Genomic DNA, 25,338 nt, shown 5'->3' on the forward strand with positions numbered 1-25,338 from the left:
GCAGCGGTCCCGGCGACCGCACGCCCGGCTCTGGGACCATTCCGACCGTGGACCGGACCGGGAACCGTCCCGCGCGCACGCGGGTGGACGCGGCCACGGTGATCGCGCTGGCGGCCCGGTGGATCCACTCCGGGCGGCGCATCGACATGGGTGCGCTGGGCGAGGAGATCGGGGTTTCCCGGATGACCCTGCACCGGCACGTCGGCAGCCGCGAGCGACTGGTCGGCGAGGCGGTCTGGTACCTCGCCGAGCGGGGCTGGCAGGCGTGCACGGCCGCGGAGGACGCGCGGCGCAGGCCAGGGGACCCGGAGCTGCGCAGCGCGCGGGTGATCCGGGCCTTCAACGCCGGGGTCGTCGGCAGCACCGGCATCCGGACCCTCATCGATAACGAGCCCGATCTGGCCCTGCGCGTGCTCACCGATCCGGCGGGGCCGGTGGAGCCCCGCGCGGTGCGGGTGGCGGTGGAGCTGATCGAGAGCGACGAGCGGGCCGGCCGGCTGCGGCCGATCATCGACCGGGAGAGCCTGGCCTATGCCCTGGTCAAGCTGGCGGAGGCGTTCCTCTACGCCGATCTGGTCGCCGGCCGTCCGGTGGCCGTCGAGGCGGCCGACCGGGTGCAGACGGCGCTGCTCGAGGCCGGCTGGGTGCGGCCCGGCGGCTGAGCGCCACCGGGCCGCACCCGCCGGATCAGCGACGGGCTCCGAACGCGTAGTCCTCCTGCGTCGAGTCGCGCAGCGTCACCGAGATGCGGTCGTTCACCGACGGGAAGCCGGGAACCGTGATCACCTCGGGCTCCCCGCCGCCGCGCGGCCGCACCTCGATGCGGATCGGGCGCAGCCCGCGCGGGCTCGCCGGCAGGTAGGCGTCGACCGCGTTGAGGAACGTGAGCGTGTTGAACGGGAACAGGTCGCCCTTGCTCAGGTCGGTGGCCTGGTCCGGCGCGGTGTACCCGGTCGGCGTCCGCGTGCCGACGTCGGTGAGGAAGAGGGCGTTCACCTCACCGACCCGCCCGAACGTGCCCTCGGTGCTGCTCCGCGGCGTGGTGGCGGGGGTGGTCACGTCCAGCGGGTCGGTGCGGTCGCCGATCACGTCGACGGTGATCTCGTCGGAGTCCGCACCCTGGTCACCCCAGATCTCCCGCGCCCGGATCAGGGCCAGGTTGGTGTGCTCCTCGCTCTTGGGCACGAAGGCCTCGAGGCCCTCGCCGGCGATGCCGCTGTTGAGGCGGACGAAGTGGTCGGACCGGGCGAACGGCGACTGGTAGAAGTGGTGGACCGAGCCGTCGGGCCGGTGGAGCGCGAACTCGTAGCTGTGCCGGCCGTACAGGTCCAGCGGGCCGAAGGACCCGTCACCGGTGATCCGGATCGTCGCCACCGGGTGGGCGGAGGTGTGCCGGCCGGTCCGCGTGCTCACTCGCCACACCTCGAGGGTGGCGCCCTCGAAGCCAAGGTTCTGCGGGAACAGCACGGCGCGTCCGGCGACGGTGACCTCGGCGGGCGGCTCCGGCACGACGTCGGTGGTCGCGGGCGCCGAGCCGGTGAAGAACTCGTAGACGGCGGCGAAGGTCCGCGCCGACGAGGCGGCCTCGGTGTGGCCCTGGTCGGGGTTGTAGAGGTTCGCCACCGCGCCCTCGATCTCGCCGACGCTGCCGCGGCGGGGCTCGGGCGGGGAGTACCACTCACCCCAGACCGCCAGCGTCGGGACGCCGCCGGGCGGCGCCTCGGCGCTGCGCCCGTCCAGGTTGGCGTACTTGGCGACCTTCGCCGCCTGCGCCGGCTCGGCCAGGTACGCGTGGCTCACCGTGGTGCCGCGGGAGTGCGCGGCGAGCAGCACCTGCTCGGCGCCGGTCTGCGCCAGCACGGCGTCCAGGAAGGGATCGAGCTCCGCGATCGCCTGCGTGTTGTCGCTGCCGCTGGTGTCGTACTCGTAGGCGAACAGCAGCTCCTGGGGGTAGCCGTTGCTGGTGAACCGCTGGAACTGCGTCTGCCACTGGGCGGCCGAGCCGCTGTTGCCGTGCACGAACACGACCGGCAGGGGTTCGGCCGACGTCTCGTCGGGGTCGGCAGCCGCCGTTCCGGGGACGGCGGTGATCATCAGGGCGCCCAGCAGGACGGCGGCCCAGCGGCTGCGCCGTGCATGTCTCGGTGTGGTCCTCACGCGTGCTCCTCCCGGCGCCGGCGGCGCCCCGCGCGGACGTTACACACGAGTGATCCGTATCACTAGAGCCGTTGCAGCTCGCCCGGCTCGACGCCGGCGGGGGAGCGCGGCAGGCTGGCGGGCGACCGGCCGGACCAGGCGAGAGGACGGGTGACCCGTGGCTGCAGCGCGCTACGAGTACAAGGTCGAGGAGATCCGCGAGGGCCTCATCGGCGGCAAGATGAGCGGCGGCAAGCTGGAGAAGGTGCTCAACCAGCACGCCCGGGAGGGATGGCAGCTCAAGGCGATCACCTCGGTGGAGGTCAAGGGCCGCATCGGCCCGGGTGGGGTCGACGGCGTGCTGGTCACCTTCGAGCGCCCGGTGGGGTGACACTGCGGTTCACCAGCCCGGACGCGTGGGTCCGCGATGCCCAGCGGGACGGTGTCTCCCGGGCAGAAGCGCAGTCGTCCTTCGACTGGTTCGAGCCGCAGCCGGTCGAGGAGATGCTCGGCCGGTGGCGGGGCAGCGAGCTGCCCACGGGCTCCCCGCTGGACGGGCTGCTGGCGGCCTACGGCTGGTGGGGCAAGGAGTTCCTCGACACCGAGACGGTGCACCCGCTGCTGTTCGGGACGGCGGCGGGGCCGCGGCCGGTCGACCCCGCGCTGATCCCGGTCGGCGCGCTCCGCGCCGCCCCGCGGCTGGCTCACTCGCGGGTTGCCCGGGCCGCGTTCACCGCCGTCCGGCCGCTGCTGACCACCTCCCGGCCGAAGGCGCGGCTGCGGATGGTCGAGCACCGCGGCGTCGTCTCCGCCGCGATGGTCTACGACCGCCTGCCGATCATCGACGTCTTCAAGCGGGTGAGCAGCCGCACGGTCCTCGGGATGATGGACCTGCGCGGCCTGCCCGATCCGTTCTTCTTCGTGCTCAGGCGGGAGCGCTGACCCCCAGCTCGGCGAGCAGCCCGCGGATGCGCCGCTCGATCTCGTCGCGGATCGGCCGCACCGACTCCACGCCCTTGCCCGCCGGGTCCTCCAGCGCCCAGTCCAGGTAACGCTTGCCCGGGAAGATCGGGCAGGCGTCGCCGCACCCCATCGTGATGACCACGTCGGAGGCCTCGACGGCCTCGGTGGTGAGCACCTTGGGTCGCTGGTCGGAGATGTCGATGCCGACCTCGGCCATCGCCTCGACCGCCGCCGGGTTCACCTGGTCGCCGGGCAGCGAGCCGGCCGACCGCACCTCGACGCCGTCGCCGGCCAGGTGCCGCAGCCAGCCGGCGGCCATCTGGGAGCGGCCGGCGTTGTGCACGCAGACGAACAGCACGCTGGGGCGGTCACTCACGGGGTTCTCCTCTGTCACGGGGCTCGTTCGGCCATCGCCGCGGGCAGGGCGGTGACGGTGGTGGGTCGGTGCTCCTTGCTCCACGCCTGGGCGGACATCTGCACAGCGTCCCAGGGCGACCCGAGCGGTGGGGTGTAGGTCAGGTCGAGGTCGGCCAGGCCGTCCACGGTCATGGCGTGGAACAGGGCGGTGGCGTAGACGTCGGCGCGCTTGGCGACCTCGCTGCCCAGCCGGCCGACCAGTTGCGCGCCCAGCAGCCGGCCGGTGTCGGCGTCGCCGGTCACGTGGATCGTGATCGGCCGGGCGCCGGGGTAGTAGGCCTTGTGGTCGTCCGGGCTGGTCGCGGTGGTGACCGGACGGAAGCCCGCGGCGGCAGCCTCGTGCTCGAGCAGACCGGTGCGGGCGGCCACCAGGTCGAAGACCTTGACCACCTGGGTGCCGACGCTGCCGGCGAAGCGGGCGTGCCCGCCGACGGCGTTGGCGCCGGCTACGCGGCCCTGCTTGTGCGCGGTGGTGCCGAGCGGGAGGTAGGTGACGCCCAGCAGGCGGTGGTGGGTGACCACGCAGTCGCCTGCCGCCCAGACGTGCGGCAGGCCGGTGGCCATGGTCTCGTCGACGACGACCGCGCCGCCGGCCCCCGTGGTCGCTCCCGCGCCGACCAGCAGGTCCACCGACGGGCGCACGCCGGCGACGACCACCACCAGGTCGAAAAGGCGCTCCAGCGGACCCCTCGACGTGAGCGCGCTGACCCGGGAGCCGTCGGCACGGGTCAGCCCCGTGACGGTGGTCCCGGTGAGCACCTGCACCCCGTGCCGGGTCATCTCCGCCCGGACCAGCGCACCCAGCTCGGCGTCGACGGTGGGGAGCACCTCCGCGGACCGCTGGACCACCGTGGTGGCGATGCCTCGGGCGACGAGTGCTTCGGACATCTCCACACCGATGTAGCCGGCGCCGACGACGAGCGCCGAGCGCACCGGGCGGCCGGTGAGGGTGGCCATCAGGCCGTGGGTGTCGTCCATGGTGTGCACCACGTGCACGCCGTCGGCCGGTCCGAGCCCGTCGGTGCCGCCGAGACCGCTGATGGCCGGGAGCGCCGGACGTGCGCCGGTGCCCACGACCAGTTCGTCGTAGGCCAGCAGTTCCGTGGCCCCGCTCGCGTCGGTCACCGAAACGCGCCGGCCGGCGACGTCGATGCCGGTGGCGCGGGTGCCGACCCGCAGGGCCAGCCCGGCCGCCTCCAGGTCGGCGGAGGTCCGGTGGGCCAGCGACCGCCAGTCCGGTACCTCGCCCGAGACGTGGTACGGGATCCCGCAGATGGAGAAGTTGGGGTAGGCGTCGGCCACCACGACGGTGACCTCGGCCCCCGGGTCGAGTTCGCGGGCGCGCAGCCCGGCGGAGATCCCCGCGTCACTGCCGCCGGCGACGACCAGGCGGCGGCTCATGCGCCCAGTTCGGCGAGGAGCCCTCGCACGCGGCCGGGACCGGCGTAGGATTCGGAGCCCATCCGCTCGACGGACCCCGGGCCGACCGTCCCCGCGAAGCGCGCGGACAGGTCCTCCACGTGGCGCCGCAGCACCACGTTCGGGTCCAGCAGCCCGGGGACGCCGGTGGGCCGGTCGGTCTGGGTCATCGGGATGCTCGTCGGTCGAGTCGGGCCGGGACGGTCGGATCCCCCGGGAACCAGCGCCGGGCGGCCCAGAGAGCCCACCCGCATGGACCACCTCGGTGTGGAGGTCGCCTCCACCGACGAGGTCACCGCGGCCACGGACCGGCTGGCCGACGCCGGCCTGGCGACCCGGCCGGAGGGGGACACCACCTGCTGCTACGCCGTCCAGGACAAGGTCTGGGTGACCGGGCCCGGCGGCGAGCCGTGGGAGGTCTACGCCGTCAAGGCGGACGCGCGCCCCGACCTGGAGGGGCAGACGGCCGCCGAGCTCTCCGCCGTCAGCGGAGACGGCACCTGCTGCCGGACCGAGGACTCCGGCACCGACGCCCGGCCCGCCGCGGCCTGCTGCTGACGTCGCCCGGCTGCGAGTGCTACGAACTCGTGGTGATCAAGCGCTGATCACCACGAGTTCGTAGCACCGGGGAGAGGCGTGGAGTTCGACGAGGTCGCCGACGAGCTGTACGAGACCGCCCCCGAGGAGTTCGTCGCCCTGCGCAAGGAGCGCCAGGACGAGGCCAAGGCAACGGGGGACAAGGCGTTGGCCAAGGAGATCGGGGCGCTGCCCAAGCCGTCGACGGCCGCCTGGGTCTGCAACCTGCTCGTCCGCGCCCACCGCGGGGAGATCGAGGGCCTGGTCGAGCTGGGCGACCTGCTCCGCGGCGCCCAGGAGAACCTGGCCGGGGACGAGCTCCGGGCGCTGAACACCCAGCGCGGCCAACTGCTGAACGCGCTCACCCGGCAGGCCGCCGCCCTCGCCCGCGAGCGTGGCCACCCGGTGAGCGCGTCGGTGTCCGGTCAGGTGGAGGAGACCCTGCGGGCGGCCATGGCCGATCCCGAGGCCGGGGCGGCGCTGCTCACCGGCCGGCTCACCGGGGCGATGTCCTACAGCGGGCTGGGGACCGTCGCACCGCGCCCGGCGCTGCGGCTGGTGAGGCCGCCGGCGGCCGAGCCGGGACCGGCCCGCCGCTCCCGCCGCGAGTCGGCGATCGAGCGCCGGCGGGCGGGGGAGGAGCGGCGGCGGGAGGCCGAGGAGCGCCGGCTGTGGCAAGTGGCCGAGGCGCGTCGCGCCGCGGAGGAGGCGGCGGCGATCGCGGAGGACAAGGTGGTCGCGGCCGAGCAGGCGCGTCGTGCGACCGACCGGCTCGACGCCCGCCGCGCCGAACTCCAGGTCCGGGTCGACGAGCTGGCGGCGGAGCTCGCTCGCGTGGAGGAGGAGGCGGGTGCAGTCGCCGACGACCTGGCGCGCGCGCACCGCTGGCGATGCGCTGCCGAGCGCGAGGCCGACGAGGCCATCGAGAACCGCGACCGTGCGTCGGCGCACGCCGACGCACTCGCCGAGGCGGACTGAGAGCCCGGTCGACACGGCTGACCGGGTAGCCACCGACGCCGGTGTCGCCGCCACCGACCCCGGTGTCGCCGCCACCGCCGCGGCGACGGCCGGTCGCCTCTCCTGTCTGCCCCATCCGGCCGGTGCGTGGTTCGACGTGCCACGCGAGCGTCCGACACGTCACCGCCTCGGATTCGTAACACTCTCCACCTAGCGTGCACCAAGTCGTTTAGCGATGAGGTACTGAGAGCACCGCCGACCCCGAGGATGGTCCCCACCATGCGATCTGCCCGACTCTCCACGAGTTGCCTGGCTGCTGCGCTCCTGCTGACCGTCACCGCCTGCGGCGGCGGGGGGAGCGGAGGCGCCGCCGGTACTGGAACGGGGGAAGGGGAGGCGCAGCGCATCGCGGCGATCTTCTCCGGCGTGACGACCGACGCCGACTACACCTTCCTCGGCCTGCAGGCCCTCGAGGCGGCCGAGGAGGAGCACGACGCCGAGATCACCTACTCCGAGAGCGTCCTGGTCCCCGACGCCGAGCGCGTGCTCCGGGAGTACGTGGCCGACGGGTACACCGTCATCTGGACCCACGGCAGCCAGTTCTACGACGCCACCGTCGCCGTGGCCGCCGAGGCCCCCGACGTCACCTTCATCGCCGAGCAGGACACCGAGCCCGCCGACGTGCCCGAAAACGTCTGGGTCCTCGACCGGAACTTCCACCTGGCCTTTTACCCGCTCGGCGTGCTGGCTGCCGCCGCGTCCCAGACCGGCCAGATCGCCTACCTGGGCGGGGTCACCCTGCCGTTCTCCTACTCCGAGGTCCACGCCGTGGAGCAGGCGATCGAGGACATCGGATCCGACGCCGAGCTGACGGCGGTGTGGACGGGGGACTTCAACGACCCGACACGGGCGCAGCAGTTCACCAGCCAGTTGCTCGGTGCCGGCAACGACGTCGTCCTGACCTCGCTGAACCTCGGTGTCGTCGGGGCCTTCGAGGCCGTCAGCGACGGCCCGCCCGGGGCGCTGATGAGCGCGAAGTACACGGACAAGTCCAACCTCGCCCCCGACCACTACCTGACCTCGGTGCTGTACGACTTCGAGGTCATGCTCGACGAGATCCTCACCTCGGTGGAGGACGGCGAGACCGGTGGCTACCTCGGGATGACCTACGACCAGGGCATCTCGCTGCAGGACCCGCAGAACGTCGACCCGGCCGCGCTCGACCAGGTCAACGCCGTCCTCGAGCAGCTCGCCGCCGGCGAGATCGAGGTCGACCGCGACGTGACGCCGGTCGAATGAGCCATTCGTCGAACTCCAGGGCGATCGGGGGGCAGACCCCCGACCAGGCCCGGCCGCTCACGATGACCGGCATCAGCAAGTCCTTCGGGCCGGTCCGTGCCCTCGTCGACGCCGACTTCGAGCTGGCGCCCGGTGAGGTCCACGGGCTCGTCGGGGGCAACGGCGCCGGCAAGACCACGCTGATGAACGTGCTCTACGGCCTCTACCGGGCGGACGCGGGTGAGATCCGGGTGGACGGCCGCCCGGTGCAGATCCGCTCGCCGCGGGACGCCATCGAGCTCGGCATCGGCATGGTGCACCAGCACCTGCTGCAGGTGTCGAGCTACTCGGTGGTCGAGAACGTTGTGCTCGGCACGAGCGGGAAGTCCGGCGGTCTGCGCAACGCCGCCCGCCGGGTCTCCGAACTCTCCGACCGGTTCGGCCTCGCGGTCGACCCGCGGGAGCGGACCGACCGGCTGTCGGTCGGTGCGCGGCAGCGGGTGGAGATCCTCAAGGTCCTCTACCGGGGGGCGCGGGTGCTCATCCTCGACGAGCCGACGACGAACCTCACGCCGCAGGAGGTCGACGACCTGTTCGCCTCCCTGCGCGAGATCGTCGCCGAGGGCACGAGCATCGTGTTCATCTCGCACAAGGTCCGCGAGGTGCTGGCCATCTGCGACCGGATTTCGGTGATGCGCGACGGGCGCCGGATGACCACGGTGCGTCGGGCCGACACCGACGCCACCGGACTGGCCTCGCTCATGGTCGGCGAGCTCGCCGAGCCGTCCTCCGACCTGGCCGCGACGCTCGGCCTGGGCACGGTAGGGACGCAGTCCCCGGCCGAGCGGCGGTCCGCGGCGGTGTCCGCGCCGACCGCCTCGCTGCTGGAGGTGTCGGGCATGGTGGTGCACAACGACCAGGGCGTGCCCGCGCTGCACGGCATCGACTTCACCGTGGGCGCCGGCGAGGTGCTGGGGGTCGCCGGCGTGGCCGGCAACGGGCAGGTCGAGCTGGCCGAGGCGCTGGCGGGTGTCCGACCGGTGCGGGCGGGGGGCGTGCGGGTCGACGGCACCGGTCTGGCCGGGCGGCCGACCCGCCAGTGGCTCGACGCCGGAGTTGCGTACGTCCCGGAGGATCGGCACCGCGACGGCATCCTCGGTGCCGCCACCGTCACCGACAACCTGCTGCTGGGCTCGCAGCGCAGCCCGGCACACCGTCGCGGCGGCCTGATCCAGTGGCGGCGGGTGCGCGAGCACGCCCTGGAGACGATCGACCGGTACAGCATCAAGACCCCCGGGCCCGATGCGCCGGCAGGCAACCTCTCCGGCGGGAACATCCAGCGGCTGGTGCTGGCCCGTGCGTTCGGCCGGGAGCCGTCGGTCCTCGTGCTGCAGAACCCCACCCGTGGCCTCGACCTGCGGTCGGCCCGGTTCGTCTACGACCGCGTCGAGGAGGCCCGCGATCGCGGCTGCGCGGTCGTGCTGATCTCCGAGGACCTCGACGAGCTCAGCCTGCTGGCCGATCGGATCGTGGTGCTCTACTCCGGCCGGATCGTCGGCGAACGCCGGCGCGGCGACTACGACGCATACGCGCTGGGCCGTCTCATGGCCGGCGTCCAGGAGACCGCATGACTACCCCTGTGCTCACCGAGCCGGACGCCGTCGCGCCTGCCGCGCCGAGCCTGTCCACCCGCATGGTGCGCGGCCTGCTGCCCTACGTCCTGGCCCTGGTGGCCGCCTTCGCGGTCTCCGGGATCGTCATCGCTGCGCTGGGCTACGACGTCGTCGGGGCGTTCCGGACCATCCTCACCACGTCGTTCCGGACCGGCTTCGGCTTCACCGAGACCCTGACCAAGTGGGTGCCGCTCACGCTGCTGGCGCTGGCCTTCACCATCCCGCTGGCCGTCAACCGGTTCAACATCGGCGGGGAGGGCCAACTTCTGGTCGGCGCGACCGCGGCGGCCGGCGTGGGCATCGTCTACGCGGACCTCCCCGCCGCCGTCCTGCTGCCGCTGGTCGTCGTCGCCGGTGTGCTGGCCGGCGCGATCTGGGCAGGGATCGCCGCGTTCCTCATGGGCCGGTTCGGCGTCAACGAGATCCTGAGCACGGTGCTGCTGAACTTCGTGGCCTTCCAGGTCCTCGACTACGCCGCCACCGAGGTGTGGTCAGATCCGGCCGCGGGGGTGGCGGCCACCCAGCGGGTCGGGCTGGGCGCGGTGCTTCCCGACATCGGTGGGCCGCCCGGCGTGCACGCCGGCATTCTGCTGGCAGCGCTGGTGGCGCTGGCGACGATCGTGGTGACCCGGGGAACGGCCGCGGGCTTCGAGCTGCGTGCGGCCGGCACCAACCCCCGGGCGGCCGGCATCAACGGCATCCGGGTGGAGAAGGTCGCGGTCGTCGCCCTGATCATCGGCGGCGCGCTCGGTGGGCTGGCCGGCGCACTGGAGGTCACCGGCGTGCACGGCCGGGCCATCGAGGGCATGGCGGCCAACTTCCTGCTCCTCGGGATCATCATCGGGCTGATCGCCCGCGGCAGCGCCCTCTGGGTCCCCGTGGTCGCCTTCGGCATCGCGATCCTCGAGGTGGGCGCGAGTTCCATGCAGCGCACCGTCGGCGTCCCGGCGGAGATGGTGTTGATCATCGAGGCGCTCATCCTGATCTTCCTGCTGCTCTCCGACGTGATCGCAGCCCGGCTGGCGAGGAAAACCGCATGAGTGAGTTCGAGTCCCTGGCGCAGCTCACGGTGATCGCGATGGTCCCGTACCTGCTGGCGTCCCTGGGCACGATGCTGGGCGGGCTGGCCGGCGTCTTCAGCGTGTCGCAGGAGGGCGTCATGCTGCTGGGCGCCTCGGCCGGGTTCCTGATCAGCTTCGCCACCGACAGCAGCACCCTCGGCATCCTGCTGGCGGCCGGGGTGGGCGCGGTGTTCGGGTTCGCCCTGGGCTGGGCGACAACGATCCTGCGGTTGGACCAGTTCGTGGTCGGCCTCGCGCTGTTCTTCGCCGCGACGGGGCTGGCGGGGCTGCTCTACCGGGTGGTCATCGGGCAGACCGCGACCACGCCGCGCACGGACACGCTGCCCCGGCTGGAGATCCCGCTGCTCAGCGAGATCCCCGTGCTCGGCAGCGTGTTCTTCTCGCACAACGCGCTGGTCTACTTCGCCGGGGTGCTCGCGGTCGGGCTCTACTTCTTCCTGTACCGCACGCGGGCCGGGCTGGACCTGCGCTCGGTCGGTGAGAACCCGCGTGCGGCTGACAGCCTCGGCATCGCGGTCGTCCGCACCCGGCTGTGGACGACGACCGCCGGCGGCGCCCTGATGGGCATGGCGGGGGCATTCCTGCCGCTGGTCTACACCGGCACCTTCACCGAGGGCATCGTCGGTGGCCGCGGGTGGCTGGCCATCGCACTCACCTTCTTCGGCGGCTGGCGCCCGCAGTTCATCGTGGCCGGAGCGCTGTTCTTCGCCGCGATGGACGTGATCGCCCTGCGCACGGAGATCGCCGGGACCGACATCCCGGGACAGGTGCTGCTGGTCGTTCCCTACGTCGCGACGTTGATCGTCATGGTCTTTGCCTTCCGGTGGGCCCGGGTGCCCCAGTTCCTCGGCCGCAACTACGACCGGGAGAGCCGGACCGGCTGACCGCCTGCGGTCGGGGGGGTGCTCGTGGCGCGAGCAGACGAGCGCCGCCCCTCGTCGCGGTTCCCTGGGGGTGACACCCCAGCGCAGCGGTCGGCGTCCTCGGACCGGGCTGGTGGCACCCGCCCCACCGGACCGCCCCCGCCCTGCCTGCATGGCGGCGACGTGCTTGATCAGCCCGCCCAGGGTCAGCTCGCTGGCCGTGGGCCGCGGCCGTGCCTGCTCGTCGGTGAGCCCCCGGACGGTGAAACCGAGGAAGTGCCGGTGGGTGGAGAGCGTCTCGAGCAGATCGGCCCGTTCGGCAGGGAGGGACCGGTGCCGCTGGAGGTGTGGGTGCTGCCGGTCATGGCCGTCCGCCTTGCGCCGGGCCGGTGGGGTCACCCGGGACGCCAGGCCGCGGCTACGACCGTTCCGCGGCGCCGGGGGAGCTGGGGCGGTCTCACCGCCACGCCGGCTTCCGGTCACCGGTGCCGGCCCGGTCCGCGGTCCGGGAACCGGCCTGGTCCCCGGCCTGGTCCCCGGCTCGCTCCCCGGCGTGGTCCGGCCCCGGGTCCCGGGGACGGCGGGCGTGCACCCGACGGGCCATGACGCGGTACCCGGCGATCAGCGCCGCGTTGCCGAGCAGCAGCCAGAGCCCGAGCAGCACCGCCGTCGCCAGCGCCGTCGCCCCGTAGCGCGCGGTGAAGTCGGCGTACTCGAGGTAGACGAGGTAGCCGCCGGTGGTGGCGGCGACCAGGCAGGTCGCGGTCGCGGCGCCGACGACGACGTCGCTGATCCGCGTCTCCCACAGGCGGAACAGCGCGTAGAGGAGCCCGATGAGCACGCCGAGCAGCGCCAGCGACCCCAGACCCATCGCGATGCGCACCGCCGTCCCCGACCCGAGCAGCCGCGGCACCACGTACAGCGCCGCGAGCCCCGAGAACACCGCCACCGGCAGCACGGCGATGATCGCCAGCGCCAGCAGCCGGCCCTTCCAGCCGCGCATCCGCTGCTCCGATCGCGGCGCCACCTCGCTCAACGCCCGGGCGAGGGCGGCCCCGTAGGTGGTGGCCGGCCAGACCGCTGCGATCGCCGCCACCGGCCCGGTCTGCGCGGCGACGTCGATCAGCGCGCGCAGCACGTCGGCGACCGGCAGCTGGTCGGGCGCCTGGGCGTCCACCTCGGTGCCGAGGTCCTGCAGCGAGGACTGGTCGACCACCAGACCCGCTCCCCAGAAGCCCAGCAGCACCATCGGCGGCAGCGAGACCATCGCGTAGAACGCGAGGCTGGAGCTGGTGGTGAGGAACTCCGGGCTGCGCAGCCAGGCGACGAAGCGCCGGACCGGCTCGGGCACCCGCCGGTAGCCCTCGCCCAGCCGCCGCAGCAGCCGGCGGACCCGCTCCCGCGCCTCAACCACAGCTCGGGCCGTCCTCCTCGGCCCGGGCGATGGGCTCCTCCGGTGGCGTCTCCCGGCTGACCTCGGGGCGGTCTGAGCCGACCGTGCGCCCGAACTGCTGGGTCCCCCAGACCGAGCCGTCGGGGGCGCAGTGGAAGCCGATGCCGATGCGGTCCCAGCCCGGGTTGAGCACGTTGACCCGGTGGCCGTCGGAGCGCATCCACCCGACGTGCGCCGTCCCGGCGGGCACCGGAGCCGATGCGGTGAACACGTTCTCCCCGATGCCGGCGTAGCCGTCCAGCTCCTCCCGGTCGAGCACCTCGCGCATGTCCTGGTGCTCGATCTGGTCGTTCTCGGCCATCTGCTCGCTCCACTCGCGCGCGACGGTCGCCAGCTCCTCGTCCCACTCCAGCGGCGGCAGGTCCCGTGCCGCCCGCTCGTCGTTCACCCGGTCCAGGACATCGCGGGCCATCCGGTCCTCCACGTCGCCGTCCTCGGCCGACGGTGGCTCGTCGGGTTCGGGCGCGGAGCCGGTGCCGGTGCCGGGCGACGACGTGTCCACGACCACGCAGCCGGTGGTGGTGAGCAGGACGGCGGCGAACGCGAGCAGGAGCCGGGCGAGCAGGGATCGGGTGGCGTCCATGCTCCGCCCCTACCCCGCGGGGGGCCGGGACCCATCGCACTGCGGGCCTGTTCCGGGATCGTTAGCCTCGCTGCCATGACCGCAGGCAGCGGGCGGGTTGCGCTCGTCACGGGATCGGAGTCCGGCATCGGGCGCGCCGTCGCGGTGGCCCTGGCCGAGCAGGGCTGCGACGTGGGCATCACCTGGTACCGCGACCGCGAGGCCGGCGAGGCGACCGCCGAGCAGGTGCGCGCACGGGGCCGGCGGGCCGAGGTCCGCCACCTGGACCTGACCCGGCTGCCCGGCGCCGCCGACGTCGTCGACGAGCTGGCCGATGCCCTCGGCGGCCTCGACGTGCTGGTCAACGATGCGGGCACCGGTCACATGACGCCGCTGCTGGACCTCGAGTTCAATACCTGGCGCGAGGTGCTGGCCACCGACCTCGACGGTGCGTTCCTCTGCCTCCAGCGCGCCGCGCGCCGGATGGTCGCGGCCGGGGGCGGCGGGCGGATCGTGAACGTCACCAGCGTGCACGAGCACGCCCCCCGGGTCGGTGCGGCCGGCTACTGCGCGGCCAAGGGCGGGCTCGGGCTGCTCACGAAGGTGGCCGCCCTTGAGTTGGCGGAGCACGGCATCACCGTGAACTCCGTCGCGCCGGGCGAGATCGCCACCCCCATGACCGGCCAGGGGGACGAGGACCCCACCGCTCCCGGCCACGAGCGGCCCGGTGTGCCGCTGCGCCGCCCGGGGGACGCCCGCGAGGTGGCGGCCGTCATCGCCTTCCTCGCCTCGCCGGCCGCCGGCTACGTCACCGGGGCGTCCTGGGCCGTCGACGGCGGGATGCTGCAGATGGGCCCGATGGCGGGGTCGCACCTCCAGGCCGACGACTGGCGCCGCGGCTGACGCCGGCCCGCACGCCGGTCACCCGGCGCGGCCGCTGCGCTTCTTCCGGTAGAGCTGCTCGTCGGCGCGGGCGAGCGCGGCGGTCACGTCGTCGCCGGGACGGGCCTGCGCGACCCCGGCCGTCCACGTGGCGGGATGCGTGCGATCGAGCTGCTCCAGCAGCTCCCGCGTCGCCTCCTCGTCGGTCGCCGGCAGGCAGAGCACGAACTCGTCGCCTCCGTAGCGGCCCAGCAAATCCGCGCGGCGCAGCCGGCCGCTCCAGCTGGCGGTGAGGTCGCGCAGGAGCTCGTCGCCGGCGCGGTGGCCGTCCCGGTCGTTGACCCCCTTGAAGTCGTCGAGGTCCAGGATCGCGAAGCTGAGCGGTTCCCCGGTGCGCGCCGCACGCGACAGGTGCCCGGCGGCCTGCTCCTCCCACGCGCGGCGGTTGGCGACGCCGGTGAGGGGGTCGGTGCCCGCGGCACGGCGCAGCTGCCGCGCCAGCCGCCCCTGCACGTCGGTCAGCACGGCGACCGATGCGACGACCGGCAGCCAGGCGGGCAGGAAGCCCGACGGGGCCGCGGCCCAGGCGCCGATGCTGCCCGAGAGGATGACCAGGCCGGCGTGCACCCGGGCGGCGGGCAGCGGCAGGAAGTGCGCGGCGTACAGCCCGATGCCGATCATCGCCGGGCCCAGGCCGACCACACCGACGGCCGTGGCCGACCGCCAGGCGAGCACCCCGAGGAGCACCGACAGCAGGGCCACCGCGCCGTGCAGCGCCCACGGTCGCGCCCGGGCCCCGGCGACGCCGAGCCCGGCGCCAGCGCCCAGCCCGACGGCGCCCAGCACCTGCAGCAGGCCCACGGGGGTGGCGTCGTCCATCGGCGCGGCAGCGCCCACCCAGCACAGCGCACCGCTGACGGCGTAGACCACCGCCAGGAGCGCCGCGGGCATCCGTCGTCCGGTCTGCACCGCGCCCCCTCCCCGTTGCGGTCCATCCTCGCTGGTCACCGGGCCGCCGGGGACGCCGGGCGGTCGGATACCACCACTCCGGGTGGGGCCCGGGGCGTGGGCGCCTCGGGTGCAGCCGGGCCGGCCCGGCCGTACGGTGGCCCTGCGGCTGGGCAAGCAGCCGACCCCAGGCCCGGGCGCCCGGCAGCGCCGGACGTCCCGGCCGCGGCCCCGCAGGAGCGCGCGTGGAGTCCTCCGGTCGCCCCCCGGGCGTCGTGGGCGCCACGGTGGGGGTGGAGGAGGAGTTCCACCTCGTCGACCCGCAGACCTACCGGCTGGCACAGAGCCCGGGGCTCGCCGCGGCGGCGCTGCGCCACGAGTTCGGGGAGCGGGTCCACCCGGAGATCACCACGACGCAGCTGGAGACGGCCACCGGCGTGTGCCGGTCGCTGGACGAGGTGCGCGCCGAGCTCGCCGGCACCCGTGCGCAGGCGCGCGCCGCCGCGGCGGGCGGCGGGGTGGCGCTGCTGCCGGCCTCCACGCACCCCGCGGCGGGCTGGCAGGAGCAGGTGATCACCCCGGGGCCCCGCTACGAGGCGATGGTCGAGCGCTGGGCAGGCCTCGCGCAGCGGCAGGACATCTGCGGGTGCCACGTGCACGTGGGCGTGCCCGACCTGGACACGGCGGTGGCCGTGCTCGACCGGGTCCGCCCCTACCTGCCCGTGCTGCTGGCCATGACCGGCAGCTCGCCGTTCCACGACGGCGCCGACACCGGCTACGAGAGCTACCGGACCCTGCTGTGGGGGCGGTGGCCGCACGCCGGGATCCCGGAGGCGCTCGGCTCCGCCGACCGGTTCCGGGCGGTCGTGACCGGGCTGGTCGACGCCGGCGTGATCGGCGACGCGTCGCACCTGTACTGGGACGTCCGGCCGTCGTCGCACCTGCCCACGCTGGAGTTCCGGCTGGCCGACGTCTGCACCGACCTGGACGACGCCGTGCTGCACGCCGCGCTGGTCCGCTCGCTCGTCCGGGTGCTCGCCGAGCGGGCGCAGCGCGGTGAGGCGGTGCCCGCGATGCGCACCGAGCTGCTGCGCGCCGCTCGCTGGCGGGCCGCGCGCGACGGCATCGGCGGGCAGCTGTTCGACCCGGTCGCCGGCGTCCTGGTCGACGCCCGCGCCGCCGTCGAGGCCCTCCTCGCCGAGCTCGCCGACGACCTCGCCGACTGCGGTGAGGAGGCCGAGGTCCGCGAACTGGTGCATCGGCTGTTCCGCCGGGGTACCTCCGCAGCTCGGCAACGGTCCGTCTGGCGGCGCACCGGTGACCTGCGCGAGGTCGCCGCCGCCGTCGTGCGCGAAGGGAGACCCGATGGCTGACCGACTCGGCGAGCAGATCCGCGACCTGGCCCGCCCGCTCCGCACAGAAGCCGACCTCGACCCGCTCCTCGACCGCGTCGGCGACGCGCGGATCGTGGCGATCGGCGAGGCCAGCCACGGCACCCACGAGTACTACGCCTGGCGGGCGGCCCTCACCCGGCGGCTGGTCGAGGAGCACGGTTTCGGCCTGGTCGCCGTCGAGGGGGACTGGCCCGACTGCTACCGGGTCACCCGCAGCGTCCGGCTGCGGGAGGACGCCGACGCCGATCCGCGCGACGCGCTCGACGCCTTCTCCCGGTGGCCCACGTGGATGTGGGCCAACGACGACGTCGTGGACTTCTGCCGCTGGCTGCGCGAGCACAACGCGGGCCTGCCGGAGGACGCGCGCGTCGGCTTCTACGGCATCGACGTCTACAGCCTGTGGGAGTCCATGCACGCGCTGGTCGGCTGGCTGGCCGAGCACGAGCCCCAGCACGTCGACCAGGCCAAGCAGGCGCTGGCCTGCTTCGAGCCCTTCGGCGAGGACGGTGCCGAGTACGCCTTCGCCAGCCGGTTCACCCCCTCCTCCTGCGAGCAGGCCGCGGTCGACCTCCTGCGGTCGCTGTGCGAGGAACGCGGCCGTGCGGAGTCCGGGGCCGACGCCGAGGCGCGGTTCTCCGCCGAGCAGAACGCCGCGGTGGTGGTCGATGCCGAGCGCTACTACCGGGCCATGATCCGCGGGTCGGCCGAGTCGTGGAACGTCCGCGACGTGCACATGGTCGACACCCTCGACCGGCTCCTCGCGCACACCGGCCGCAAGGTGGTCGTGTGGGAGCACAACACCCACATCGGGGACGCCCGGGCGACCGACATGGCCGCCGCCGGGATGACGAACGTCGGTCAGCTCCTGCGGGAGCGGCACGGCGCCCACGACGTCGTCCTCGTCGGCTTCGGCGGGTACCGCGGCGGGGTGATCGCCGGCCGGGAGTGGGGCGCGCAGATGGAGCGGATGGAGGTCCCGCCGGCGCGGTCGGGCAGCCTCGAGGCGCAGTTGCACGACGCCCTGGGCGAGGACGCGCTGTTCGTCTTCCCGCGCGGCGACCAGCCCGAGTGGCTGCGCCGGCGGCTGGACCACCGCGCCATCGGCGTCGTGTACCGGTCCTCGCGGGAGAAGTGGGGGAACTACGTGGCCACCGTGCTGGGCGAGCGCTACGACGCCTTCCTCTACCTCGACGACACCACGCCGCTGCGGCCGCTGCACCTGGAGCGGGCCGAGGAGCACGTGCCCGTCGCGGCGTTTGACGCATGACCGGTGCGGGGCACGCCGCGGGCCGCCTCGTCAGCCGGCCGGTCGTGGCGCCGACGGGGGAGCCCTGGCCGCCCGGGGTGCACGCGCTCGACCTGGGAGGCGGCGCGGAGGTGCTGCTGGCCGTCCCGGCGGGCGAGCCGGCACCGCGCCCGCTGCTGGTCTTCTTCCACGGCGCCGGAGGCGAGCCCGCGCAGAGCCTGGCGGTGGTCGGTGCCGCTGCCGCCGCGCACGGGGTGCTGGTGCTGGCGCCGCGGTCCGGCGCCCCCACCTGGGACCTCGTCGCCGGCCGGCTCGGCCGGGACGTCGCGGTGCTGGACGCGGCGCTGGCGCGGGTGACCGACCGGGTGCCGGTCACCCGGTGCGCGGTGGGCGGGTTCTCCGACGGCGCCTCGTACGCGCTGTCGATCGGGCCGGCCAACGGGGACCTGTTCGATGCGGTCCTCGCGTTCTCGCCGGGCTTTGCGCACCCGCCGGCGCGCGTCGGCCGACCACGGCTGTGGATCACCCACGGCACGGAGGACCGGGTGCTGCCGGTCGCGCGGTGCGGCCGGCGCCTGGCGGCCGGCTTCCGCGACGCGGGCGAGGACCTCACCTACGTGGAGTTCGACGGCGGGCACGTGGTCCGGCCCGAGGGCGTGGCCGCGGCGCTGGAGTGGTGGCTGGGCCGGGTCTGACCCCCGCCGCTCACATCGAGCGGGTCTCGCCGGAGCGGTCGGCGAACGCGTCGACGGTCCGCCCCTCGAGGGCAGCGGTGACCTGCTCGCGGTGCAGCTCGACGGTCGCGGTGTCCGTCGGGCTCCAGTCCGGCGAAAGCTCCCCGGCGACCAGGTCGGCGGCCCGGGCGACCTCCGCCCGCTGCTCGTCGTCCCGGCAGGCGACGGCCACGTCGCGGAGCATCCGCAGCAGGGCGGTGATCAGCGTGGGCTCGCTGCCGCCGAAGCGGGCGACCTGGCCGCAGGCGAGGTCGAGGTAGTACCGCAGGTCCCGGTCGGGGACGATCGTCCGGCCGGTGCCGTCCTCGTCCTCGTGCAGCGTGGGCCCGAGGTGGCGGCCGGTGAGCCGGACCAGCAGATCGCCCATGTGGCCGATCGCCGTCGCGGCGGTGACAGGGTCGTTCACGCTCGGGGACATGGCCTTCACGGCGATGTCCTCCAGCTGGCGGAACGCGAAGCCGGCGTCCTGGTCGATGGTCCGCTCGTTGTTGAGCACCACGGCGGCCCGGACGGCGTCGTCGAGCTCCTCGGACGCGCCCCACACCGTGCCCAGGGGCGTGCCCATGGTGACCTGGTCGCCCGGCCGGACCTCGACGCGGACGACGGTGTCGTGCGCCCGGGCGGCATCGACCAGCGTCCCGGTGTCCACCACCTCGACGAAGCCGCTGCCGGCCGCGGGAACCAGCCGTCCCTCGGCCGTCTCCAGGTCGATCTCGTCGGGCGACCGCTGCCCGTGGTCGGCGTACGGGCCGTAGAACGTCTCGATCGCCCGCCGGGCGTCGTTGTGGACGCGGGTCATCATCGTGTCGACGCGGAGCATGCGGACCATGTGGCTGATGAAGGCCAGCAGGGCACCGACGCAGGCGATCCCGAGCAGCGCGGCGGCCAGGCAGACGAGCGTGGGCACCGGCTGGTCCTGGTTGATCCCGCGCAGCCCGGTGACGGCGAGGACGAACGTCGCGGTGAACACCGACAGGACCCGCTTGGTGACCGGGTCGCGGGTGAAGTCGCGCAGCAGCCGGGGGGAGAACTGCTGCGAGGCCAGCTGCAGCGCCACGATCGTGATGCTGAAGGTCAGCGTGGTGATGGTGACCGCGGCGGTGGCCACCAGTTGGAGCAGCGTGCCGGCGGCGCTGGTGTCGGCCGGCCACAGCGCCGCGAGGACGCCACCGCGGGGCTCCACCATGCCGAGGGCCCAGCCCGCGGCGGCCGCGGTGACCCCGGCGATCGCCGGCCACAGCCACAGGGGCGCCTGCGAGCGGGCTGCACTTGCCTGACCTCGTCGTCCTGCCACGAGGGGGCGGCTACCCTCTCCGACCCGGATATGCACCGGGCGGGGGAGGGATCACCCGGCCGGTGTACCGGTCAGGCGGAGTCCCGCTGGGTCATGTCCTCGTTCGCCGGGTCGGTGTTCTTCGGCCCGCCGGTCTTGGAAACCTCCCACCCGTTGCCGAGCTGCTCGAGGGCCAGCCGGCCGTAGACCTGCTGCTGGGTGGCGACCCGCTCGGACCGACCGCGGCCGAGGAAGCTGACCATCCAGTGCAGGACGGTGGTCACGCGGCTCTTGAAGCCGACGATGTACATCAGGTGGACGACCAGCCACAGCACCCAGGCGAAGAAGCCCTCGAACTTCAGCCCGGCGACGTCGGCCACCGCCGAGAACCGGCTGATGGTCGCCATCGAGCCCTTGTCGCGGTAGCGGAACGGCCCCTGCGGCGCCTTGCCGGCGGCCCGCCGCTCGATCGCCTCCGCGGCGTACCGCCCACCCTGGATCGCCACCTGCGCGACCCCCGGGAGCTTGCCCAGCGCCATCATGTCGCCGACGACGTGGATCTCGGGGTGGCCGGGCAGCGTGAGGTCGGGCTGGACGGAGATGCGGCCGGCGCGGTCGACCTCGGCCCCGGTCTGCTCGCCGAGCATGCGGCCCAGCTCGCTGGCCTGCACGCCGGCGGCCCAGATCTTGGTGGCCGCCTGGATGCGGCGGACCTGGCCCTCGTTGTCCTTGACCTCGAGGCCGTCGGCGTCGACGTCGGTGACCATCGCGCCGAGCTGCACGTCGACGCCGATCTCGTTCAGCTGCCGGCGGGCGCGCTCGCCCAGCTTCTTGCCGAAGGACGGCAGCACGGCGGGCGCGGCGTCGAGCAGGATGATCCGGGCGCTGGTGGGGTCGATGTTCCGGAAGTCGCGGCGCAGGGTGCGGCGGGCCAGCTCGGCGATCTGCCCGGCCATCTCGACGCCGGTGGGGCCGGCGCCGACGACGACGAAGGTGAGCAGCCGGTCGACCTCGGCCGGGTCCTTGGCGATCTCGGCCAGCTCGAAGGCGCCGAAGATCCGGCCGCGGAGCTCCAGGGCGTCGTCGATGCTCTTCATGCCGGGCGCGAACTCGGCGAAGTGGTCGTTGCCGAAGTACGACTGCCCTGCGCCCGCCGCGACGATCAGCTCGTCGTACGGGTGCACCAGCTTCCGGCCGAGGATCTCCGAGGTCACCGTACGGGCGGCCACGTCGATCTCGGTCACCTCGCCGAGGACGACCTGGGCGTTTTCCTGGCGGCGCAGGATCTCCCGGGTCGCGGGCGCGATCTCACCCTCGGAGAGGATGCCGGTGGCCACCTGGTACAGCAGCGGCTGGAAGAGGTGCTGGGCGGTCTTGCCGATCAGCGTGACGTCGACCGGTGCCTTCTTCAGCGCCTGCGCGGCGAAGAGCCCGCCGAAGCCGGAGCCGATGATGACGACGCGCGGCCGGCCGCCGGGGGAGTCGATCGGGGCCTGCGCCTGCGCTGGTGATGTCGTCATGATGTTTCATCCTTCCACCTCGGCCCACGCCGGTCGTGGACACCCCGGGAGATGCGTGTCACGCCGCGGGCCCCTCGGTCGGCTCGCAGGCCGGATCCGGGGCCGGTAGACCATCCGGGTGCCACGATCGGTGTCGTTCCTTCTCGTTCCCGGTCTCGGGCTGGATGAACGTTCCGCCCGCAGGTTGCGGGCAGAAGTTCCTGTCGACGTCGTCGTCCTGCCGGGCATGGGCCGCGCCGCGCGGGTGCCGTCGGTCGACGACCTGGCGCGGCACCTGGTGGAGGCGCTGCCGGCGGGGCCCGTGATCCTGGTCGGGCACTCGCAGAGCTGCCAGGTGGTGGCCGCGGCCGCGGGCGATCCCCGGGTCGCGGGGGTCGTGCTGTGCGGACCGACCACCGATCCGCGGATGCGCCGGTTCCGGGTGCTGGTCGCCCGCTGGGTGCGCACGGCCCTCGCCGAGCCCTGGTGGCAGGTGCCGCTGATCCTCCGGCAGTGGCTGCGCACCGGGCCGCGGGCCATGAGCGCCTTGTGGCGGGCGGCCTCACCCGACGGCATCGAGGGGCGCCTGGCTCGGGTCACGGCGCCGGTCCTCGTCGTGCGCGGCGACCGGGACGCGCTCTGCCCCGGGGACTGGGCGGCGCGGGTCGCGGAGGCCGCGCCGCGGGGCCGGCTGGTCGAGCTGCCGGGTGCGGCGCACATGACGGTGCAGACGCACCCGGCCCAGCTCGCCGCCCTGCTCCGCTCGTTCTGACGATCCCGCCTCGTCCGCGCGGAGAGGCAGCCGGATGCGCCGCACACCGCTGCCGCACCGCGTGGTCGCCCCGCCACGAGCGGAGCGTGGTGTGGGAGTGACGTGCTGGAACGGCCACCCTTCAGGGACCCGCGCCGAGCGGAGCGAGGCGTGGGGGGAAGGGTGGTCCTCTTACTGGCCGTCGGTGCGGCCCCGCACCTCGGCGTAGCGCTCGCGGACGTGCGTGGCTGCCGGCGCGTCGAACTCCTGCAGCCCCGGCTGCGCCCACTCCGGCGGGGCGTCGGCGCCGGAGAGCACCCAGGCGGCCTGTCGCGCGGCACCGTCGGCGACGTACTCGCCGGGGGCCGGTACGAGGACGGGGCGGCCGAAGATGCCCGGGGCCAGCTGCTGCACGGCGGGTGAACGGGCGGCCCCGCCGATCAGCAGCACCCGCTCGACGTCCACACCCTGCGCGATGACCGCCTCCATGCCGTCGGCCAGGCCGCACAGCAGGCCCTCGATCGTCGCGCGGGCCCAGTGCGCCGGTGTGGAGGTGCGCAGGGTGAGGCCGTGCACCGAGCCGGTGGCGTCGGGCAGGTTCGGCGTCCGCTCGCCCTCCAGGTAGGGCACGAGCACGAGCCCGTCGGCGCCCGAGGGAGCCGAGAGCGCCAGCTCCGACAGGGTGGCGTGGTCGACGCCGAGCAGCGCGGCGGCGGCGTCGAGCACGCGGGCGGCGTTGAGGGTCGCCACCAGCGGGAGGTGGTTGCCGGTGGCGTCGGCGAATCCGGCCACGGTGCCGGTCACGTCGGCGACGGCCGTGGAGGTGACGGCCGAGACGACGCCGGAGGTGCCGATCGAGACGACGACGTCGCCCGGTCGCGCGGCCAGGCCCAGTGCGGCCGCGGCGTTGTCGCCCGTGCCGGGGCCCAGGACGGCGGAGCCGCCGGCGAGGCTGCCCACCCGCTCGGCCGGCCCGGCCACGCGCGGGACCGCCGGGCGCCGCCCGCGCATGGCGCGCTCGAGCAGGTCGAGGCGGTACTCGCCGGTGCGGGCCGACCAGTACGCGGTGCCGCTGGCGTCGCCGCGGTCGGTGACCAGGGTGCCGAGGTCGCGGTCGGCCGAGAGCCGCCACGTCAGCCAGTCGTGGGGGAGGCAGACGGCGGCGGTGCGGTCGGCGTTGCCGGGTTCGGCGTCGGCCAGCCAGCGCAGCTTCGTCGCGGTGAACGACGCGACCGGCACCAGCCCCACGGCATCGGCCCACGCCTGGCGGCCGGCCTGCTCGTCGTCGTCGCCGAGCTCGCGGATCAGCTCCGCCGCCGCCGGGGCCGACCGCACGTCGTTCCACAGGAGCGCGTCGCGGACCACCTCGCCCCGTTCGTCGAGGCAGACCATGCCGTGCTGCTGCCCGCCGACGGCGAGCGCGGCGACGTCGTCGAGGCCGCCCGCCTCCGCGGCCGCGGCCCGGAACGCCTCCTCCCAGGCACGGGGGTCCACCTCGGTGCCGGGCGGGTGCGGCGCCCGCCCCGACCGGACCAGCTCGCCGGTGTCGGAGTCCCGGACGACGACCTTGCACGCCTGCGTCGAGGTGTCGACGCCCGCCACGAGCGTCATCGGACGTGCTCCCGTCCCGGGGCGGCGGGGAGGGGCAGGGGAGCGGGTGGCGGAGCGCACACGGCGGTCATGGGAAGGGGACCTTAGGCCGCCTCCGCCTGTCGCGCCCGGCGGAGGGTCCTGCCCGGGGCGCCCGGCGTGGCGGCGGTCCGTCTTGACCGCCCGACCGGCGGGCCCTAATTTGTTTGCTCAACCGACGAATGTCGGCGGCGACCCCGAGGAGGTGGACGTGGGCGAGGTTCCACCGCTGTACGACGGGTCCTCCGAACGGCGCGCTCCGGCCGACCAGGCGACGGTGCGCCGCACCAACCTGGGGCTGGTCCTGCGGCACCTCCGCGACCACGGCCCGCGCTCCCGCGCCCGCATCGCCCAGGAGACCGGCCTGAACAAGGCCACGGTGTCCAGCCTGGTGGCCGAGCTCGCCGACCGTCGCCTGGTCACCACCGGGGAGGTCGACCGCGCCGGTTCGGTGGGGCGCCCGGGGCTCACCGTGCACCTGGACGGCGCCTGCGTGTGCGGCATCGGCGTCGAGCTGAACGTCGACTACGCCGCCGCGCTCGTGCTCGACCTGCGGGGCGAGGTGCTCTTCGAGCAGCGGCTCGCGCTCGACCTCCCCGCGCTCGGCGCCGAACGCACCCTGGACGCGGTCGCCGGCCTGGTCTCCGACGCGGTCGCCGCGGCCGCGGCGACCGGGGCCAGCCCGGCCGGCCTGACCGTGGCGGTCGCCGGCCTGGTCCGCAGCCTCGACGGCGTCGTGACGCTGGCGCCGAACATCGGCTGGCGCGACGTCGCCGTCCTCGACGGGCTGCGCGCCCGCCTGGGCACCGACTTCCCGATCCGCGTCGAGAACGACGCCAACCTCTCGGCCATCGCCGAGTGGGCCATGGGCTCCGAGGCGCGGACCTCCGACCTGGTCTACCTGACCGGTGAGGTGGGTGTCGGCGGTGGCGTGATCGTCGGCGGCCGGCTGCTGCGCGGAGCCGGTGGGCTCTCCGGCGAGGTCGGGCACACCTCGCTCGGCGATCCGGACGCCGTCTGCGGCTGCGGGCGGCGCGGCTGCTGGGAGACCGTCGTCGGCCTGGCCGCCCTGCTGCGCGCGGCCGCCGATCCCGGTGACCCGGTGGCCGACCCGGGCCGTGACCTGGAGGCGCGGCTGGCGGAGGTCGCTGCCCGCGCCGAGGCCGGTGACGCCCGCACGCTCGCCGCGCTCCGGCAGGTCGGCACCTCCCTCGGGACCGGCGCCGCCGTGCTCATCAACCTCTTCAACCCCCGGGTGGTCATCCTCGGCGGGTACTTCGCGGTGCTGGGGGAGTACCTCATGGAGCCGCTGCTCACCGAGCTGGAGGCCCGCGTGCTCGGGCCCGGCATCGCCGGTGCGCGCGTCGTCCTCTCCACCCTGGGGTTCACCGCCGCCGTCCGCGGGGGCGCGCACGTCGCCCTGGAGTCCGTCCTCGAGGACCCGACGCTGGTGCCGGTGCCCTCGCTCACGCCGACAGGCGCCGGGGCCCGATGACCGCCACCGGCCCCTCTTCCGCGGCCCACCCCACCACCGGCGACCAGCCGACCCCCTCGTCCGCCCCGGGCCGCGCGATCCAGCGTGTGCCGGAGGCCCTCGCGCGCA

General features: G+C 74.5%; 25 protein-coding genes and 1 pseudogene. 15 read left to right on the plus strand and 11 right to left on the minus strand.

All coding sequences use genetic code 11. The annotated features are described in order from the left end of the window. Positions 1–47: 47 nt before the first annotated feature. Complete coding sequence (locus ACI8AG_RS07850; protein WP_456596569.1) at positions 48–662, plus strand: QsdR family transcriptional regulator; 615 nt, start codon at positions 48–50, stop codon at positions 660–662. Positions 663–687: 25 nt separating this feature from the next. Here the strand turns inward: ACI8AG_RS07850 and ACI8AG_RS07855 are convergent, their stop codons facing one another. Further along, positions 688–2,157: a hypothetical protein gene (locus tag ACI8AG_RS07855; protein WP_456596570.1), complete on the minus strand. Its 1,470-nt coding sequence runs from the start codon at positions 2,155–2,157 to the stop codon at positions 688–690. A gap of 157 nt (positions 2,158–2,314) precedes the next feature. Here ACI8AG_RS07855 and ACI8AG_RS07860 point away from each other — a divergent pair, with 157 nt between their 5' ends. Together ACI8AG_RS07860 and ACI8AG_RS07865 are read left to right on the plus strand one after the other, a co-directional pair. Next, positions 2,315–2,527, plus strand: coding sequence for a DUF4177 domain-containing protein (locus ACI8AG_RS07860; protein ID WP_456589416.1), 213 nt, complete (start codon positions 2,315–2,317; stop codon positions 2,525–2,527). Further along, entirely contained in the window at positions 2,524–3,078 is a 555-nt protein-coding gene (locus ACI8AG_RS07865; RefSeq protein WP_456596571.1) for a DUF4334 domain-containing protein, read from the plus strand. Before ACI8AG_RS07860 ends, ACI8AG_RS07865 begins: the two co-directional genes overlap by 4 nt. On the opposite strand, the gene ACI8AG_RS07870 is transcribed toward ACI8AG_RS07865, so the two are convergent. Genes ACI8AG_RS07870 through ACI8AG_RS07880 form a run of 3 tightly spaced genes read right to left on the minus strand, consistent with a single transcriptional unit; the run spans position 3,062 to position 5,105 of the window. Further along, complete coding sequence (locus ACI8AG_RS07870; protein ID WP_456589418.1) at positions 3,062–3,475, minus strand: arsenate reductase ArsC; 414 nt, start codon at positions 3,473–3,475, stop codon at positions 3,062–3,064. The two genes, ACI8AG_RS07865 and ACI8AG_RS07870, sit on opposite strands and share 17 nt — an antisense overlap. 14 nt (positions 3,476–3,489) lie before the next feature. Next, positions 3,490–4,917 carry an FAD-dependent oxidoreductase gene (locus ACI8AG_RS07875; RefSeq protein ID WP_456596572.1) on the minus strand — a complete coding sequence of 476 codons (1,428 nt, stop codon included), beginning with the start codon at positions 4,915–4,917 and terminating at the stop codon, positions 3,490–3,492. Further along, positions 4,914–5,105, minus strand: coding sequence for a hypothetical protein (locus ACI8AG_RS07880; RefSeq protein WP_456596573.1), 192 nt, complete (start codon positions 5,103–5,105; stop codon positions 4,914–4,916). Before ACI8AG_RS07880 ends, ACI8AG_RS07875 begins: the two co-directional genes overlap by 4 nt. A gap of 82 nt (positions 5,106–5,187) precedes the next feature. Between ACI8AG_RS07880 and ACI8AG_RS07885 the strand changes: the two genes are divergently transcribed. From ACI8AG_RS07885 to ACI8AG_RS07910, 6 genes are all read left to right on the plus strand, one after another. Then, positions 5,188–5,493, plus strand: a complete 306-nt coding sequence (locus ACI8AG_RS07885) for a hypothetical protein (RefSeq protein WP_456596574.1) — start codon at positions 5,188–5,190, stop codon at positions 5,491–5,493. Positions 5,494–5,571: 78 nt separating this feature from the next. Next, positions 5,572–6,489, plus strand: coding sequence for a hypothetical protein (locus ACI8AG_RS07890; RefSeq protein WP_456596575.1), 918 nt, complete (start codon positions 5,572–5,574; stop codon positions 6,487–6,489). Between the two features lie 258 nt (positions 6,490–6,747). Beyond that, positions 6,748–7,767 (plus strand): BMP family ABC transporter substrate-binding protein, encoded by a 1,020-nt coding sequence (locus ACI8AG_RS07895; RefSeq protein ID WP_456596576.1) that lies wholly within the window; start codon positions 6,748–6,750, stop codon positions 7,765–7,767. Next, complete coding sequence (locus tag ACI8AG_RS07900; protein WP_456596577.1) at positions 7,764–9,377, plus strand: ABC transporter ATP-binding protein; 1,614 nt, start codon at positions 7,764–7,766, stop codon at positions 9,375–9,377. Before ACI8AG_RS07895 ends, ACI8AG_RS07900 begins: the two co-directional genes overlap by 4 nt. Beyond that, the gene (locus tag ACI8AG_RS07905; RefSeq protein ID WP_456596578.1) at positions 9,374–10,459 is read left to right on the plus strand and encodes an ABC transporter permease; all 1,086 of its coding nucleotides are present in this window, start codon (positions 9,374–9,376) and stop codon (positions 10,457–10,459) included. Before ACI8AG_RS07900 ends, ACI8AG_RS07905 begins: the two co-directional genes overlap by 4 nt. Next, on the plus strand, positions 10,456–11,385 hold the full coding sequence (locus tag ACI8AG_RS07910) for an ABC transporter permease (protein ID WP_456596579.1): 930 nt from the start codon (positions 10,456–10,458) through the stop codon (positions 11,383–11,385). The genes ACI8AG_RS07905 and ACI8AG_RS07910 overlap by 4 nt, the downstream gene beginning before the upstream one ends. Positions 11,386–11,535: 150 nt before the next feature. On the opposite strand, the pseudogene ACI8AG_RS07915 reads toward ACI8AG_RS07910, so the two are convergent. The 3 genes and pseudogenes from ACI8AG_RS07915 to ACI8AG_RS07925 all read right to left on the minus strand — a co-directional run. Further along, positions 11,536–11,847: pseudogene (locus ACI8AG_RS07915) on the minus strand (mycothiol transferase); the annotation flags it as partial. Further along, positions 11,822–12,778, minus strand: coding sequence for a YihY/virulence factor BrkB family protein (locus ACI8AG_RS07920; RefSeq protein WP_456596580.1), 957 nt, complete (start codon positions 12,776–12,778; stop codon positions 11,822–11,824). The gene ACI8AG_RS07920 and the pseudogene ACI8AG_RS07915, both read right to left, overlap by 26 nt. Continuing rightward, on the minus strand, positions 12,771–13,400 hold the full coding sequence (locus ACI8AG_RS07925) for a CAP domain-containing protein (RefSeq protein WP_456596581.1): 630 nt from the start codon (positions 13,398–13,400) through the stop codon (positions 12,771–12,773). Before ACI8AG_RS07925 ends, ACI8AG_RS07920 begins: the two co-directional genes overlap by 8 nt. 75 nt (positions 13,401–13,475) lie before the next feature. On the opposite strand from ACI8AG_RS07925, the gene ACI8AG_RS07930 reads away from it, so the two are divergent. After that, positions 13,476–14,282, plus strand: a complete 807-nt coding sequence (locus tag ACI8AG_RS07930) for an SDR family oxidoreductase (RefSeq protein ID WP_456596582.1) — start codon at positions 13,476–13,478, stop codon at positions 14,280–14,282. A gap of 18 nt (positions 14,283–14,300) precedes the next feature. Here ACI8AG_RS07930 and ACI8AG_RS07935 read toward each other — a convergent pair whose 3' ends face one another. After that, the gene (locus tag ACI8AG_RS07935) at positions 14,301–15,230 is read right to left on the minus strand and encodes a GGDEF domain-containing protein (RefSeq protein WP_456596583.1); all 930 of its coding nucleotides are present in this window, start codon (positions 15,228–15,230) and stop codon (positions 14,301–14,303) included. 224 nt (positions 15,231–15,454) lie between these two features. Between ACI8AG_RS07935 and ACI8AG_RS07940 the strand changes: the two genes are divergently transcribed. Genes ACI8AG_RS07940 through ACI8AG_RS07950 form a run of 3 tightly spaced genes read left to right on the plus strand, consistent with a single transcriptional unit; the run spans position 15,455 to position 18,544 of the window. Next, the gene (locus ACI8AG_RS07940) at positions 15,455–16,582 is read left to right on the plus strand and encodes a carboxylate-amine ligase (protein WP_456596584.1); all 1,128 of its coding nucleotides are present in this window, start codon (positions 15,455–15,457) and stop codon (positions 16,580–16,582) included. Continuing rightward, on the plus strand, positions 16,575–17,870 hold the full coding sequence (locus tag ACI8AG_RS07945; protein ID WP_456596585.1) for an erythromycin esterase family protein: 1,296 nt from the start codon (positions 16,575–16,577) through the stop codon (positions 17,868–17,870). Before ACI8AG_RS07940 ends, ACI8AG_RS07945 begins: the two co-directional genes overlap by 8 nt. Then, complete coding sequence (locus ACI8AG_RS07950) at positions 17,867–18,544, plus strand: alpha/beta hydrolase (protein ID WP_456596586.1); 678 nt, start codon at positions 17,867–17,869, stop codon at positions 18,542–18,544. The genes ACI8AG_RS07945 and ACI8AG_RS07950 overlap by 4 nt, the downstream gene beginning before the upstream one ends. 10 nt (positions 18,545–18,554) lie before the next feature. Here ACI8AG_RS07950 and ACI8AG_RS07955 read toward each other — a convergent pair whose 3' ends face one another. Together ACI8AG_RS07955 and ACI8AG_RS07960 are read right to left on the minus strand one after the other, a co-directional pair. Beyond that, positions 18,555–19,877 (minus strand): DUF2254 domain-containing protein, encoded by a 1,323-nt coding sequence (locus tag ACI8AG_RS07955; protein WP_456596587.1) that lies wholly within the window; start codon positions 19,875–19,877, stop codon positions 18,555–18,557. Positions 19,878–19,948: 71 nt separating this feature from the next. Continuing rightward, positions 19,949–21,376 carry an NAD(P)/FAD-dependent oxidoreductase gene (locus tag ACI8AG_RS07960; protein WP_456596588.1) on the minus strand — a complete coding sequence of 476 codons (1,428 nt, stop codon included), beginning with the start codon at positions 21,374–21,376 and terminating at the stop codon, positions 19,949–19,951. Positions 21,377–21,506: 130 nt separating this feature from the next. Here ACI8AG_RS07960 and ACI8AG_RS07965 point away from each other — a divergent pair, with 130 nt between their 5' ends. Beyond that, positions 21,507–22,127: an alpha/beta fold hydrolase gene (locus tag ACI8AG_RS07965; protein WP_456596589.1), complete on the plus strand. Its 621-nt coding sequence runs from the start codon at positions 21,507–21,509 to the stop codon at positions 22,125–22,127. A 171-nt stretch (positions 22,128–22,298) separates the two neighbouring features. Here ACI8AG_RS07965 and ACI8AG_RS07970 read toward each other — a convergent pair whose 3' ends face one another. Continuing rightward, a complete protein-coding gene (locus tag ACI8AG_RS07970; protein WP_456596590.1) occupies positions 22,299–23,717 on the minus strand; it encodes a xylulokinase in 1,419 nt (472 codons plus the stop codon). 229 nt (positions 23,718–23,946) lie between these two features. Between ACI8AG_RS07970 and ACI8AG_RS07975 the strand changes: the two genes are divergently transcribed. Next, positions 23,947–25,230, plus strand: coding sequence for an ROK family transcriptional regulator (locus ACI8AG_RS07975; protein WP_456596591.1), 1,284 nt, complete (start codon positions 23,947–23,949; stop codon positions 25,228–25,230). Positions 25,231–25,338: the final 108 nt, after the last annotated feature.

The organism is Blastococcus sp. SYSU DS0552 (assembly GCF_054050815.1).

What these genes read in the sequence shown, in the direction of transcription:
- ACI8AG_RS07875 (WP_456596572.1), bottom strand. Translation starts at nt 4,917, where the DNA reads ATGAGCCGCCGCCTGGTCGTCGCCGGCGGCAGTGACGCGGGGATCTCC.
- ACI8AG_RS07880 (WP_456596573.1), bottom strand. Translation starts at nt 5,105, where the DNA reads ATGACCCAGACCGACCGGCCCACCGGCGTCCCCGGGCTGCTGGACCCG.
- ACI8AG_RS07885 (WP_456596574.1), top strand. Translation starts at nt 5,188, where the DNA reads ATGGACCACCTCGGTGTGGAGGTCGCCTCCACCGACGAGGTCACCGCG.
- ACI8AG_RS07895 (WP_456596576.1), top strand. Translation starts at nt 6,748, where the DNA reads ATGCGATCTGCCCGACTCTCCACGAGTTGCCTGGCTGCTGCGCTCCTG.
- ACI8AG_RS07900 (WP_456596577.1), top strand. Translation starts at nt 7,764, where the DNA reads ATGAGCCATTCGTCGAACTCCAGGGCGATCGGGGGGCAGACCCCCGAC.
- ACI8AG_RS07905 (WP_456596578.1), top strand. Translation starts at nt 9,374, where the DNA reads ATGACTACCCCTGTGCTCACCGAGCCGGACGCCGTCGCGCCTGCCGCG.
- ACI8AG_RS07910 (WP_456596579.1), top strand. Translation starts at nt 10,456, where the DNA reads ATGAGTGAGTTCGAGTCCCTGGCGCAGCTCACGGTGATCGCGATGGTC.
- ACI8AG_RS07925 (WP_456596581.1), bottom strand. Translation starts at nt 13,400, where the DNA reads ATGGACGCCACCCGATCCCTGCTCGCCCGGCTCCTGCTCGCGTTCGCC.
- ACI8AG_RS07930 (WP_456596582.1), top strand. Translation starts at nt 13,476, where the DNA reads ATGACCGCAGGCAGCGGGCGGGTTGCGCTCGTCACGGGATCGGAGTCC.
- ACI8AG_RS07945 (WP_456596585.1), top strand. Translation starts at nt 16,575, where the DNA reads ATGGCTGACCGACTCGGCGAGCAGATCCGCGACCTGGCCCGCCCGCTC.
- ACI8AG_RS07950 (WP_456596586.1), top strand. Translation starts at nt 17,867, where the DNA reads ATGACCGGTGCGGGGCACGCCGCGGGCCGCCTCGTCAGCCGGCCGGTC.
- ACI8AG_RS07960 (WP_456596588.1), bottom strand. Translation starts at nt 21,376, where the DNA reads ATGACGACATCACCAGCGCAGGCGCAGGCCCCGATCGACTCCCCCGGC.
- ACI8AG_RS07970 (WP_456596590.1), bottom strand. Translation starts at nt 23,717, where the DNA reads ATGACGCTCGTGGCGGGCGTCGACACCTCGACGCAGGCGTGCAAGGTC.